This window comes from Micromonospora taraxaci (assembly GCF_007830095.1).
Classification (GTDB): Bacteria; Actinomycetota; Actinomycetes; order Mycobacteriales; family Micromonosporaceae; genus Micromonospora; species Micromonospora taraxaci.
In genome coordinates this window covers 1,514,191-1,526,622 of record NZ_VIWZ01000001.1, presented here as the reverse complement: position 1 = coordinate 1,526,622, position 12,432 = coordinate 1,514,191, and the positions used below count along the sequence as shown (strand labels likewise).

The 12,432-nt window shown below is 72.6% G+C and carries 9 protein-coding genes; 3 read left to right on the top strand and 6 right to left on the bottom strand.

Annotated features, from left to right (window positions below):
- Positions 1 to 9 precede the first annotated feature (9 nt).
- Positions 10 to 1,437: a xylulokinase gene (xylB, locus tag FHU34_RS07200; protein ID WP_145779260.1), complete on the bottom strand. Its 1,428-nt coding sequence runs from the start codon at positions 1,435 to 1,437 to the stop codon at positions 10 to 12.
- Between the two features lie 9 nt (positions 1,438 to 1,446).
- The gene (gene xylA / locus FHU34_RS07195) at positions 1,447 to 2,634 is read right to left on the bottom strand and encodes a xylose isomerase (protein WP_145779259.1); all 1,188 of its coding nucleotides are present in this window, start codon (positions 2,632 to 2,634) and stop codon (positions 1,447 to 1,449) included.
- 78 nt (positions 2,635 to 2,712) lie between these two features.
- On the opposite strand from xylA, the gene FHU34_RS07190 reads away from it, so the two are divergent.
- Positions 2,713 to 3,945 carry an ROK family transcriptional regulator gene (locus FHU34_RS07190; RefSeq protein ID WP_208744933.1) on the top strand — a complete coding sequence of 411 codons (1,233 nt, stop codon included), beginning with the start codon at positions 2,713 to 2,715 and terminating at the stop codon, positions 3,943 to 3,945.
- A gap of 296 nt (positions 3,946 to 4,241) precedes the next feature.
- Positions 4,242 to 5,852: a PP2C family protein-serine/threonine phosphatase gene (locus FHU34_RS07185; RefSeq protein ID WP_244311575.1), complete on the top strand. Its 1,611-nt coding sequence runs from the start codon at positions 4,242 to 4,244 to the stop codon at positions 5,850 to 5,852.
- A gap of 60 nt (positions 5,853 to 5,912) precedes the next feature.
- Here the strand turns inward: FHU34_RS07185 and FHU34_RS07180 are convergent, their stop codons facing one another.
- Positions 5,913 to 6,569, bottom strand: a complete 657-nt coding sequence (locus FHU34_RS07180) for a MarR family winged helix-turn-helix transcriptional regulator (RefSeq protein ID WP_244311574.1) — start codon at positions 6,567 to 6,569, stop codon at positions 5,913 to 5,915.
- A 57-nt stretch (positions 6,570 to 6,626) separates the two neighbouring features.
- Here FHU34_RS07180 and FHU34_RS07175 point away from each other — a divergent pair, with 57 nt between their 5' ends.
- Positions 6,627 to 7,757, top strand: coding sequence for a PP2C family protein-serine/threonine phosphatase (locus tag FHU34_RS07175; RefSeq protein ID WP_145779257.1), 1,131 nt, complete (start codon positions 6,627 to 6,629; stop codon positions 7,755 to 7,757).
- Between the two features lie 9 nt (positions 7,758 to 7,766).
- Here FHU34_RS07175 and FHU34_RS07170 read toward each other — a convergent pair whose 3' ends face one another.
- The 3 genes from FHU34_RS07170 to FHU34_RS07160 form a co-directional block, all read right to left on the bottom strand.
- Entirely contained in the window at positions 7,767 to 9,248 is a 1,482-nt protein-coding gene (locus tag FHU34_RS07170) for a sugar transferase (RefSeq protein WP_145779256.1), read from the bottom strand.
- A gap of 211 nt (positions 9,249 to 9,459) precedes the next feature.
- Positions 9,460 to 11,217 carry a substrate-binding domain-containing protein gene (locus FHU34_RS07165; protein WP_145779255.1) on the bottom strand — a complete coding sequence of 586 codons (1,758 nt, stop codon included), beginning with the start codon at positions 11,215 to 11,217 and terminating at the stop codon, positions 9,460 to 9,462.
- 157 nt (positions 11,218 to 11,374) lie between these two features.
- Positions 11,375 to 12,412, bottom strand: a complete 1,038-nt coding sequence (locus FHU34_RS07160; RefSeq protein ID WP_145779254.1) for a lactonase family protein — start codon at positions 12,410 to 12,412, stop codon at positions 11,375 to 11,377.
- Between the last annotated feature and the right edge of the window lie 20 nt (positions 12,413 to 12,432).

The window sequence follows — 12,432 nt, the reverse complement described above, 5'->3', positions numbered from 1 at the left end:
TCCCGACGGTCAGCGGCGGTCGAGCACCAGTCCACGGGCCGCCGCGTACTGCTCACGGACGGCGAGGACGGGCTCGGCCGCGTACTCCTCGGTGCCCTCGACTGCCCAGACCGGCGGCGTCGGACCACCCAGGGCGACCCAGGCGGCCTGCCGGGCGGCGCCGTCGGCGACGTACTCCCCCGCCGGCGGGACGACGACCGGGCAGCCGAATACCTGCGGAGCGATCCGACGCACCGCGGCGGACCTGGCCCCGCCGCCGACCAGGATGACCCGGCGGGCCGTGGCGCCCTGTGCGGTCAGCGCGTCCAGACCGTCGGCGAGCGCGCAGAGCATGCCCTCCACGGCGGCACGGGCCAGGTGCGCGGGCGTCGACGTACGCAGGGTCAGACCGTGCACCGCCCCGGTGGCGAGCGGCCGGTTGGGTGTCCGCTCACCCTCCAGATAGGGCACCATGACCAGCCCGTCCGCACCCGCCGGCGCGGAGAGCGCCAACTCGGCCAACTCGTCCAGGCTGACGCCGAGCATCGTGGCGGCCGCGTCCAGCACCCGGGCCGCGTTGAGCGTGGCGACCAGCGGAAGGAAGCGACCGGACGCGTCGGCGAAGCCCGCCACCGCGCCGCTCTCGTCGCCGGCCGGCACGTCGGCGACACTGAACACCGTGCCGGAGGTGCCGATGGAGACGATCACGTCACCCGGGCCGGCCCCGACGCCGAGCGCGGCGGCGGCGTTGTCGCCGGTGCCCGCGCCGAGCAACGCGCCGCCCGACCCACCCAACTCGTCGGCGAGCTTCCCCGCCGAGTCCGCCGGGCCGAGCACCTCCGGGACGATCAGTCGCCGCCCGAAGCCCTGCTCCAACAGGTCCAGCCGATATTCGCCGCTGGCCGGCGACCAGTAGCTGGTGCCGCTCGCATCCCCCCGGTCGGTGCGCAGCGCGTCCAACCCCGGCGCGCCGGCCAACCGCCAGGTCAGCCAGTCGTGTGGCAGGCACACGGCGGCCACCCGGGCGGCCTGCTCCGGCTCGTGCCGGGCCAGCCAGCGCAGCTTCGTGAGGGTGAAGCTGGCCACCGGCACGCTACCGGTGGCCTCGGCCCAGAACCGACGCCCGGCCGCACCGCCGCCGGCCTCTTCGATGAGGTCGGCGGCGGCGTCGGCGGACCGGGTGTCGTTCCACAGCAGCGCCGGGCGGACCACCCGGCCGTCCTCGTCGAGGCACACCATGCCGTGTTGCTGGCCGGCGACGGAGATCGCGGCCACGTCGGCCAACCCGCCGGCCTGGTCGGCAGCGCTACGCAGCGCCTGCCACCAGGCCTCCGGGTCGACCTCGGTGCCATCCGGATGTGCGGCCCGACCCTGCCGGAGCAGGGCACCGGTCTCCGCGTCCCGGATGACCACCTTGCAGGACTGGGTGGACGAGTCGACGCCCGCGACCAACGGCATGGCGGGGCCTCAGCGGGCGCCGAGCAGGTGCTCGACGGCGAGCTGGTTGAGCCGGACGAAGGCGAAGCCCCGCGCGGCCACCGCGTCCACGTCGACGTCCTCGAACGCGGACCGGTCGGCCAGGAACTCCTCGTAGCCCTCGCCGTCGCCCAGCGTCGGCGTGCTCAGCTCGCCGACCTTGCTGGCGGCGAGCGCCTCGACGACCTCGGGGTCGGCGCGGAACGCCGCGGCGCGCTCCTTGAGCAGCAGGTAGGTGCTCATGTTGGCCGCCGCCGACGCCCACACCCCGTCCATGTCCTCGGTGCGCGAGGGCTTGTAGTCGAAGTGCCGGGGGCCGTCGTAGGTCGGCCCGCCGTTGGGGCCGCCGTTCTCCAGGAGGTCCACCAGGGCGAACGCGTTCATCAGGTCACCGTGGCCGAAGACCAGGTCCTGGTCGTACTTGATGCCACGCTGGCCGTTGAGGTCCAGGTGGAACAGCTTGCCCTGCCAGAGCGCCTGGGCGATGCCGTGGGCGTAGTTGAGCCCTGCCATCTGCTCGTGCCCGACCTCCGGGTTGAGGCCGACCAGCTCCGGGTGCTCCAGCTGGGAGATGAAGCCGAGCGCGTGCCCGATGGTCGGCAGCAGGATGTCGCCGCGCGGCTCGTTGGGCTTGGGCTCCAGGGCGAACCGCACGTTGTAGCCCTTGTCGATGGAGTACTGGGTGAGCAGGTTGACGGCCTCGCGGTAGCGGTCCAGGGCGGCCTGGACGTCCTTGGCGAGGTCGTACTCGGAGCCCTCCCGGCCACCCCACATCACGAAGGTGCTCGCGCCCAGCTCGGCGGCCAGGTCGAGCTGGCGCAGCACCTTGCGCAGCGCGTAGCGGCGGACGTCGCGGTCGTTGCTGGTGAAGCCGCCGTCCTTGAAGATCGGGTGGGTGAACAGGTTGGTGGTCACCATCGGCACCACCAGGCCGGTCTCGTCGAGGGCCTTGCGGAACCGCGCGATGTGCTGGTCGCGGGTTGCGGCGTCGGCGCCGAACGGGATCAGGTCGTCGTCGTGGAAGGTGATGCCGTACGCGCCCAGCTCGGCGAGCCGGTGCACTGCCTCGACCGCGTCGAGCTCGGGGCGCGTGGCGTCACCGAACGGGTCGCGGGCCTGCCAACCCACGGTCCAGAGCCCGAAGGAGAACTTGTCGGCGGGAGTGGGACGGGGTGCCATGAGCAACCTCCGGGGTGGTGTTGTCGGCTATTTGTTCAGCCATTGAATTATTTGCCCGCCCTATGGCACTGTCAAGGGGTGAGCCTCACCCACGCCCCGGCCGGCGCAGTCCGTCAGGGCAGTCTGCGCGAGCTCAACCTCGCCCTGGTGCTCGGCCGCATCGCCGCGGCCGAACGCCCCCCGTCCCGAGCCGACCTGGCGACCGCGACCGGCCTCACCAGAGCAACAGTGTCCGCGGTGGTCGAGGACCTGCTCGCCGGCCACCTGGTCAGCGAATCCGACCCGGCTCCCCGCTCCGGCGCCGGCCGTCCGGCCCGCGGGCTGGTCCTGGCCGACCAGGGGCCGGCCGGGCTCGGCCTGGAGGTCAACGTCGACTACCTGGCGGTCTGCGTGGTGGACCTCGCGGGTGAGGTCCGGCACCGCACCGTGCACCGGGCCGACCTGCGTCCGGTGGTCCCCGCCGACGCGCTGGCACAGCTGGTCGAGATGGCCGGGGCCGCCCGCGACGACGCCGCCGACCAGGGCCTCACACTGGTCGGGGCCGCGCTCGCGGTGCCCGGCCTGGTGGACGACGCCGGTCTGGTCCGGCTCGCGCCGAACCTCGGCTGGCACGACGTGCCGGTGCCCGCCCTGCTCGCCGAGCACCCTCCGCTGGTCGAGCAGGTGCCCGGCGTGCCCGGCCTGGTGGTCGACAACGAGGCCAACCTCGCCGCGCTCGGCGAGCTGCACTCCCGACCACCCGGCCCGTCGAGCTTCCTGCACATCTCCGGAGAGGTGGGCATCGGCGCGGGCATCGTGCTGGACGGCGCGCTGTTCCGCGGCGTCCGCGGCTGGAGCGGCGAGATCGGGCACCTCCCGGTGCACCCCGAGGGTCGTCCGTGCCGCTGCGGCGGGCAGGGCTGCCTGGAGCAGTACGCCGGCCAGGAGGCGATCGTGACCGCTGCCGGGCTGGCGCGGGCGGAGCTTCCGGCGGACACCGCGACGGCACGGCTCGCCGAGCTGGCGGAGGCCGGCGACGCCGACGCGCTGCGGGCGTTGCACGACGCCGGAACGGCGCTCGGCGTGGCGGTGGCCGGCGTCGTCAACCTGCTCGACCTGGACACCGTGGTGCTCGGCGGCGGTTACGCGGCCCTGGCGCCCTGGCTGTGCCCTCCGGTGCTCGCCGAGATCGCCGACCGGGTGCTGACCGCCGCCTGGTCGCCGGTCACGGTCCGGCCGTCCACGCTCGGCGCGGAGGCCGCGGCGGTGGGCGCCGCCGGCTCGGTCGTCCGGCGGATCGTCGCCCAGCCCGCCGGTTGGCTGGCCCGCTAGGGCCTGTGTCAAAGTCCTCGGTCGAGCCGAGGCGGAGTCCGGGCGGCGGTCCGGCAAGGCGGATGTTCGCCCGGATACAACACCGGTATCCGGGCGAACATCCAACGCGGCCGGTCGTCGTCCGGGCCCGCCGCAGGCCGGCCAGGGGCTTTGACACAGGCCCTTTGGCTGACCGTGGCCACGCTGTGGGTGTCTGTCGGAGGCAATCGCTATCCTTGCCCCACAGCAACGATGCCGGGTGAGGAGTCGAGAAGCAGCATGCGCAGGAGTCGTCAGTCGCGAGCCGGCGTCCGGCGGTGACCACGACCCGGCAACCCAGCGACAACCCGCTGCCCGCCGACGCACCGTTGGCCCGCGAGCTGCTCGACGGGCTCGCCGAAGCGGTCCTGACCACCGACGAGACCGGCCGGGTCACCCTGCTCAACGCCATGGCGGCGCAGCTGCTCCCGGAGATCACCGTCGGCACCGAGCTGTCCCGGTGCCCGGTGGCGGCAGTGGCCCACGCGGTCACCACGGACGCCGACCGCTTCGACGCCGACCATCACGGCCGACGGCTGCGCGGTGCCCGGCGGCAGCTCGCCGGTCCCCGTTTCGCGTGGTACGTCCGCGACGTCACCGAGGAGCACGACCGCGCCGACGCGCTACGTGCCGAACGATCCCGCACCGCGTTCCTCGCCGAGGCGGGCAGCCAGCTCGGGATGTCCCTGCACCGGGACCAGGTCCTCCTGTCCACCACCACACTGGCCGTGCCGCACCTGGCCGATGCCGCCGTGGTGCTGCCCCGACCGGTCGCGCCGGCCGAGCCGCACGCCCGTTGGACCCGGTACGCCGACGGCGAGCCCGCCCCGACCGACGGGCTGGCCCCGCTGACGCTGACCAGCACCGTGCCTGTGCTGGCCGAGGCGCTGGCTGGCGACCTCGCCGACCCGATCCCCTGCCGGGCCACCGAGCTCACCGACCTGGCCGCCATGCTGCCGCCCGGGTTCGGCTCGCCGGGCACCGTGCTCGTCTGCCCGATGCCCGGCACCGACGGCTCGGCCGGTGTCCTGCTGCTCATCCGGCGCACCGGGCGGCCCGGCTTCGAGAGGCGCGAGATCGAGCTTGCCCGGGAGTTCGTCGCCCGGGCGGGCGCCGCCCTGGCGACCGCGGATCTCCACGACGAGCAGGCCCACCTGGCCCGGGTGCTACAGGCCAGCCTGCTCCCGCCCGAGTTGCCCACCGTGCCTGGCGTGACAGTGGCCGGTGGCTACCGGGCCGCCGGGGACACCCTGCGCATCGGTGGCGACTTCTACGAGGTGTTCCCGCACTCGCGCGGGGCCCTGTTCGCGCTCGGTGACGTGTGCGGCCGGGGCGTGAGCGCGGCGGTGCTGACCGGCCGGGTCCGCCAGTGCCTGCAGACGCTGCGGCTCGTCGAGCAACGCCCACTGGAGCTGATCCGCCTGCTCAACCGGGCGTTGTTCGATGCCCCGGACGCGGCGCGGCGCAGCCAGTTCACCACGCTGCTGCTCGGCTCCCTGGACCGCGGCCCCGACGGGGTGGACGTCCGGATCGCCGGCGGAGGTCACCCGTCGCCCCTGCTGGTCACCACCGACGGCTCGGTCACCCCCGTTCCGGTGGGTGGCACGGCGGTCGGGGCGCTGACCACCGCACGGTTCGCCGAGACCCGGGTCCACCTCGACCCCGGCGACGTGCTGCTCGCGTACACCGATGGGGTCACCGAGGCGCACGGGCCGCGCGACGCGGAGATGTTCGGCGAGGCCCGACTGCACGCCGCGCTGGCGTCGGCGGCCGGGCAGCCGCCCGCGGCGCTGATCGACCGCGTGCTCCGGGCGGTCGACGAGTGGCTGGACGGCCAGGCCCACGACGACATCGCCATGCTGGCCATCCGCGCGTCGGTGCCGGCGTGATCGGCGGTCACGGCGCAGCGGCGGCACCGCAGACAGTGACGACGAGCCGGTGCCGCTCGATCAGGCGGTCCGCGCCACCGGCCCTCCGGTCGGCCACTCCCGGGTGGTGCCAACCGACCGCTCCGAGGCGCCCGACGAATCAGTCCACCGCGTGCGGGTCTGGCCGCTCCGGTCCGCCGGCCCGCCTGGCCCACCCGGCCCGTCCGGGTCGCCCGGCCAGTCCCCTTCCTGCTCCGCCGACTCGCCCGCCAGTGTGGTGTCCGCCTGCTGCCGGCGAGCGACCTCGTCGAAGTCCCGCATTCCGCGCAGCAGCGCGTCGCGACTCTCCGGGGTCATCCCGGCCAGCACGGCGGCGAGCTGTGCCTGACGGTCGGCCCGCAGCTCGGCGAGGAGCCGGCGGGCCTCCGGGGTGAGGTGCAGCGAGATCTCCCGCCGGTCGAAGCGGCCCGGTTCACGCTCCAGCATGCCGGCGGCGACCAGCCGGTCGCAGAGGCGGCTGGCGGAGCTGAGCAGCATGTCGAGCTGGGTGGCGAGCCGACGCAGGTTGATGCCGTCGGCCTGCTCCACCACCATCACCGCCCGTAGCTGCGCACCGGAGACGCGGTTGGCGGTCCCCTCTCGGGCGGATTCCCAGATGCCCAGCAGGGAAGCGGCCGCCGTGTCCAGCGCGGCAGCCATACTCGTCTCGGGGTCCGTCGGACCGTTCAGTTCGGCCATGGTGGCCCGAGACTACTCCGAACCCACAGGTGGTCGAGCTTTAGCGAGGGAGCCAGCATGAGCGAACCGGTCGATCGGGCACGACGCGCCCTGAACGAGACACCAGCTGACGGGCTCGTCGGTGGAATCGGGGACGTGCTCGCCCAGTCGTACGGGATCACCGACGTCGAGCTCTACCAGGTCGACTACCGACTCGCGGAGCTACTGCCACTAACCGAGGGTGAGTCGATCACGAGCCCCGGGCATCCGGCCTGGCGCGCCTTCGACCACCAGTCGCCGATTGTCACCGACGGCACCGCCTGGTTCCCGGTCACGATGCGTGGCGAGCGTCGAGGGGTGCTGCGCCTGTCGCCCGTTCCGGACGACCCGGAGTTCCTCGCCGACCTGACCGTCATCGCCACCGCGCTCGCCCACGAGGTGGCGGCGGTCTCCGCCGGCACCGACGTCTATCGGGCGGCCCGGCGCAGCCAGCGCCTCACCCTGGCCGCCGAGATGCAGTGGGACCTGCTCCCCGGACGCAGCCGGATCCGACCCTCGTTCAGCCTGGCCGGGCAGTTGGAGCCGGCGTACGCGGTGCGCGGCGACAGCTTCGACTGGTCCGACGACGGGGAACGGCTCTGGTTGTCGACGATCAACGGCACCGGTGAGGGCGTGGCCGCCTCCCTGCTCACCTCGCTGGCCACCCACGCGCTGCGCAACGCGCGTCGGGCCGGGCTGAGCCTGGCCGACCAGGCCGCCCTCGCCGACCAGGCCATCTACGACCTGTACCGGGGCGAGCAGCACATCTCCGCGTTGCTGATGGAGCTGGATCTGCGGTCCGGGATGATGACAGTGGTGGACGCCGGGTCGCCCCGACTGGTCCTGCTCCGCGACGGGAACGTCACCGAGCAGCCGCTGGAGGCGCAGTTCCCGCTGGGCATGTTCGAGGCGACCGACTACCACGAGCAGAAGTTCCCGCTGGAGCGCGGCGACCGGATCTTCGTGGTCAGCGACGGGGTGGTGGAGGCCACCGGGCAGCACATGCGCTACGGCGAGACGGCACTGGACCGGTTCCTGCGCCGGACGGGGCCGATGGCGCCACTGGACGCCGTCCGGTCGCTGATCGGCGACCTGCGCGCGTTCGTGGCCGGTGACCTGGTCGACGACGCTGTGGTCGTCTGCCTGGACTGGACCGGCCCGCAACCGTGACCGGCGGGGTCAGTACGCGCCGCGGCCGTTCAGGACCGCGCCGAAGGTCTTCCAGAGGATGGTGAGGTCGGCGGCGAGCGACCAGTTCTCCACGTAGTAGAGATCGAGTCGGATGCCGTCCTCCCAGCTCAGGTCGGAACGGCCACTGACCTGCCAGAGGCCGGTCATGCCGGGTTTGACCAACAGCCGCCGGGCCACGTCGCCGTCGTAGCGGGCCACCTCCGAGGGCAGCGGTGGGCGGGGCCCGACCAGGCTCATCTGACCCAACAGGACGTTGACCAGTTGCGGCAGCTCGTCCAGCGACCACTTGCGCAGCAACCGACCGACGCGGGTGACCCGGGGGTCCTGGCGCATCTTGAACATGAGTCCGTCGGTCTCGTTGCGGGCGGTCAACTCGGCGAGCATCGCGTCGGCGTTCACCACCATGGTGCGGAACTTGAACACGTCGAACTCCTGCCCGCCCCGACCGACGCGGACCTGTCGGAACAGCACCGGACCTCGACTGTCCAGTTTGATGGCCAGGGCGACGAACGCGATCAGCGGCAGCAGCAGCGCCAGCGCCAACGACGAGGCGGACCGGTCGACGAGGCCCTTCACCAGCTTGCGCGAGCCGCGGAACTCGGGGGCCTCGACGTGGATCAGCGGCAGCCCGGCAACCGGGCGGGTGTGGATTCGCGGGCCGGCGACGTCGGTCAGCGCGGGCGCCACGACCAGGTCGACACCGGTGCCCTCCAGCTGCCAGCCGAGGCGACGCAGCCGGGTCGCGGTCAGCTCACCGGACGCGGTCACCGCGACGGTGTCCGCGCCGATCGCGGTGGCGGCCTCCGGAATGCCCCGGAAGGACCCCACCACCGGCACGTCACCCAGGCGCTGCGCCACCGGCGCGAGCAGGGCGTCCGGGATGCACGCGCCCACCACCTGGTATCCGGCGTACGGCTCGCGGCGCAGCGTGTGCACCAACTCCAGCACGTGCGCGGTGTCGCCGACCACCAGCACCTTCCGCGACCAGCCGGCGCCCACCGAACGGGCCCGGTGCAGGCGCTTACGGGCGGCGAACCGCGCCATTTCCAACCCGACGATGCCCACCGCGAAGGTGAGGCCGAGGAAGCCCCGGGAGACGCCGACGTCGGCGATGTAGCCGACGATGGCGATCGCGCCAGCCAGCCGCAGACTGGCGGAGCTGACCCGCCGGTACTCGTCCGCCCCGTAGCCGATCACCCGGTCGTTGTAGCAGCCAAGGGCCTTGAGCGAGATCAGCCAGGCCAGCACCAACCCGGGGGCGACCAACACGTACGGGACCTCCGAGCCGGTCGGCTCGTCGTCACCGAAGCGGGTGACGTACCCGATGAGCAGCGCGATGATGATGATGGTGGTGTCCAGGACAACCAGAACCCGGACGTAGGACCGTTCGTCGGCCCGGGCCACCAGCCCGGCAGGACGGCCGTCCGACTCCGCCGACGTGGCGGGGGTCAACAGTGTCGCCGCGCTCACCGGCCCTCCCACTCTGTTCAGGATGGCCCCGGCTGACAGGTCGGACCGGAGGCGGACCGACCAAGCCGGAACAGTCGACATCCTGCCTTGACAACTAGGACTGCCGATTGCTTCCGACGTATTGCCGTCACTTTTCTTCGACCCGGCGACCCAAAAGGGCCTGCCACACCGATTGCCGGTGTGGCAGGCCCTTTGGCGTCTGAGCGTCGGATCAGCGCGGTGCCGGTGGACGCCGTGCGATGGCGCTGAGGAAGATGCTGCCGATCTCGCTCGGGTCCTTGGTGACGAAGACGTCGCCACCGGTCACCTTCGTGATCGACTCCAGCTCGGCCTTGCTGACGCCCTCGCCGATACCGATCATGATGACCTGGACCGGCCGCTCCGGGTCGGCGAGCTGCTTGAGCTTGGCGAGCAACTGCTGCTGGTTGACGCCCTCGTCGTCCTCGTTCTTGCCGTCGGTGAACAGCACGATCGAGTTGACCCGGCCGGGCTGCCAGTCCTCCTGCACGGCCTGGTACGCGGCGAGCATCGTGTCGTAGAGGCCGGTGTCACCACTGGACGGCTTGACGGTGGCGAGCGCGCCCTCCAACTGGGCCCGCTGGGCGGAGAGCGGCCCGATGGGCACCAGCTGCCGGTAGTCCCGGCTGCCGACCAGCTTCGTGGAGAAGGTCCACAGGCCGATCGACCACGAGTCGTCGAAGAGGCCGAGGCCACGGCGTGCCGCGTCCACGGTGACCTCCTCCCGGCTCCGGTTGTTGGCGCTGGGCACCGGGTCCTTCATCGAGCCGGACACGTCGATGACGGCCAGCATCCGACCGGACTGGGTGGCGATCGACCAGCTGGACACGACCCGCTGGATAGCGGCCGGGTCCAGGCCGCCCGCCGCGCTACCGCCGTTCGCCGGTGCGGTGGGCGCACCGCCGGACGGGCTCGGGGCACCCTGCGGCGCCTTGAAGCCGTCCCCCCAGTTGCCGTCCGGCCCGCGCAGCGACTGCGCCGCGAGCCGGTCGCGGAACGAGGGGCTGGTGAGCAGCTCGAACAGCACCCGGGCGGCCGACGCCTTGCTCGGCTCGATGCCGGGCAGCACCGCGTACGGGTAGTCCAGCGGCATCGGCGCCGGCTCCATGTAGAGCGCGGCGAGCGGCACCGGCGGCTTCTTGCTGTTGTACGCGATCACGTCTTCTTCGGACAGGGCCGCCGCGCCGAGACCGCTGGCGATGGACGTCGCGTCGTTGGCAGTCGGGAAACGGGCCAGCAGGTCGTTGCGCAGCGACGAGCGCCCGGTGGCCAGCGCCCGTAGCGCGCCGACGGTGTTGCGCTGGGCGTCCCCGCCAGCGCCGTTGGCCGCCGCGGTCAGCGAGAGCAGACCGGACAGCCCCGCCGCGTCGCGGGTCGGTTCGACGATCCCGGTCCGCAGGGGCGCGCTGGAGTTGTTGACCTGCTTGAGCAGGTCGGTCCAGTTGAACTTCTTGTCCGGCCAGCCCAGTCGCATGGCGATCGGCTCGGGCATCGCGACGACGATGGGGCTGCGCGCGATGGACGCGCCGTTGGTCGGGGCGAACGCCGTGGCGTCCTTCTTCAACCGGAGCAGCCAGGTCGAGGAGTCGGGGACCCACACGTCGGGGCTGACGGCGGTGCCGCTGGCCTGCCCCACACCAGCCAGGACCGCTCCGTGCTTCGCCGCCACCACGGCGGCCACGTCGACGGGGTCGGACGCCGAGACGTCGACCCGAATGCAGGTCGGGCCCACCGCCGCGCCGTCCTTGACCCACTGGGAGGCGGCGGCGTCCACCGCTGGCGCGAGCTCGGAGGCGACGGCCACGGCAAGGCGAATCTCCCCCGAGCAGCTCGGTTTGATCAACTCCTGGTAGCCGAACCACGCGCCCGTCGTTACGACGAGCACACCCGCCGTCGCGGCGGCGGCTGCTAGGTGGAGTTTCGAACGCATGCGATGGCGGCCTGCTGACACGGTGACCATCTTGCGTACAAGGTGCCGTCTCTGCCACATCCGTTCGGACTAAAGTTACGGAGGAGAAACAGTTGACCACTTTTTAGCAACACAGAGTGACGCAGCAGCCCCGTGGCGTTGCCGAACCGGCGCCGCCCTCACATCTCGGCTCTGTCGCTCACGGCAGCACACAGGTCGGGCTCGGCACCGGCACCGGCTCGCCGACCGCCTCCGGAACACCGGTGTCGGCGTCGCGCCGGAAGACCCGCACCATGTCCGCCCGCTCGTCGGCGACGTAGAGATGCGCCCCGATCAGCGCGAAGTGCCGGGGCCACTCACCACCGGTGTCCACCTCGGCCACCAACTCGGGCAGGTCCCCGGCCAGGGCGAAGACCGCCACCGTCCCCACCCCGCGATTGCCGACATAGAGGAAGCGCCCGTCCGGCGAGACCGCCACCTCCGACGGCTGGACATGACCGGACCGCTCACTCGCCTCGACGCGACCGTGCTGGTGCAACGCACCGTCGTCGGTGAGCTCGTACGCGGTGACCGAGGCGTCCAGCTCACCAACGAGGAAGCAACGCCGTCCGTCCGGGTGGCGGGCGAGGTGTCGGGGCCCGGTGCCAGCCGTCGTGCGGATCCGCGGCGCGCGGGGCACCAGCCGTCCGGTCGCGTCGTCCAGGTCGTAGCGGTAGACCGAGTCGGTGCCGAGGTCGACCGCGAAGATCGGCCCACGACCGGAACCCGGGGAGACCATGTGGGCGTGGGCGTGGTCCTGACGATCCGGGTCGGGGCCGTGCCCCTCGTGCACCACCAGGTCGGTGCGCTCGCCGGGCACGCCCTGCGCGTCCAGCGGGAAGACCGCGACGCTGCCGCTGCCGTAGTTGGCCGCCAGCAGGTGGCCGCCGTCGGGAAGCACCGCCAGATGGCACGGCTCGGCGCCACCGGTGGATCGGCTGCCGAGCGGAGCCAGCGCGCCCTCCGACCCGACCCGCCAGGCGCTGATCTCGCCGTCCGTCAACTCGTTGACCGCGTAGAGCACCGGTTGGGTGGGGTGCCGCGCCAGGAAGGAGGGCGACGCGGTGACCGCCACCGTGCCGAGCGGGGTCAGCGCCCCGCTCGTCGGGTCGCGGCGCGCCGCGACGATGCCGCTGCCCCGACCACCACTCTGGGCGGTGTATCCCCCGATGTGGACAACCTCATCCTGACCACTCACGTCCGACTCCTCCGCTGGCG

What these genes read in the sequence shown, in the direction of transcription:
- FHU34_RS07175 (WP_145779257.1), top strand. Translation starts at nt 6,627, where the DNA reads ATGAGCGAACCGGTCGATCGGGCACGACGCGCCCTGAACGAGACACCA.
- xylB (WP_145779260.1), bottom strand. Translation starts at nt 1,437, where the DNA reads ATGCCGTTGGTCGCGGGCGTCGACTCGTCCACCCAGTCCTGCAAGGTG.
- FHU34_RS07180 (WP_244311574.1), bottom strand. Translation starts at nt 6,569, where the DNA reads ATGGCCGAACTGAACGGTCCGACGGACCCCGAGACGAGTATGGCTGCC.
- xylA (WP_145779259.1), bottom strand. Translation starts at nt 2,634, where the DNA reads ATGGCACCCCGTCCCACTCCCGCCGACAAGTTCTCCTTCGGGCTCTGG.